Genomic DNA, 665 nt, shown 5'->3' with positions numbered 1-665 from the left:
CATCAGGGCTGAAAAGCTCCTTGATAGGAACGCTGGAGTTAAACGCGACAGAAAGCGGTTTAGAGATGTCGGCAGCGCTATTAACTTTTTCCGACGCAATCAAGATTTGATTGCGATCCGTGGTCGCGGGCACTTTAGTTAGCGTGGTGCCGGCTGACTGTTTTATGTCAAGCGGGAGACCCTGCCACTGGGTAATCCGTTCAATCAAAGCTGCATCACGATCCTGCACAATCATGGGGATCGGTCCATACGAGTAGTTAAGTGCCTCCGTGGTTAACAGATCTGCGACCGAGGGTTCCCAACTCATGTTTCCCGCCCCGGTGAATTGCCCACTGAATTTCATCCCAAGCCACAGATTATCGAAACTCGCTCTTGGGTGTCGCGATGACCAAATTGACCAAATCCGATCGACATTACAATGGTGAAGCCAGAAGATGGGATCAAGCGGAGACATGTATCCTCCCATGTCACCCAACAGTGTTCCGTGGAGTCCATTGTGGGGATTAAATTCGAGTTGGGTTGCGGTTCCCCGCCGCCTCTGCCAGGCAGCATCGGTTGTGTCCTGTCCCGATGGGCGAGTGCTGCAGAAATCCTCAAACGTGTCGGTGGAAAGAATTCCTTTGATAACTGAGTCGCCTACCATGTCATCGGGGAGACTATCGTTC

1 protein-coding gene and 1 pseudogene are annotated in these 665 nt (G+C 51.9%); both read right to left on the bottom strand.

Going from position 1 to position 665, the window contains the following annotated elements:
- A partial coding sequence (locus tag ACXJ5O_RS29020) for a hypothetical protein (RefSeq protein WP_457302921.1) occupies positions 1 to 235 on the bottom strand: 235 nt, incomplete at its 3' end.
- A 159-nt stretch (positions 236 to 394) separates the two neighbouring features.
- A pseudogene (locus ACXJ5O_RS29015) lies at positions 395 to 643 on the bottom strand (tyrosinase family protein); the annotation flags it as partial.
- Positions 644 to 665: the final 22 nt, after the last annotated feature.

Source organism: Phyllobacterium sp. P5_D12 (assembly GCF_054049495.1).
This window is presented reverse-complemented; position numbering and strand designations above follow the sequence as displayed.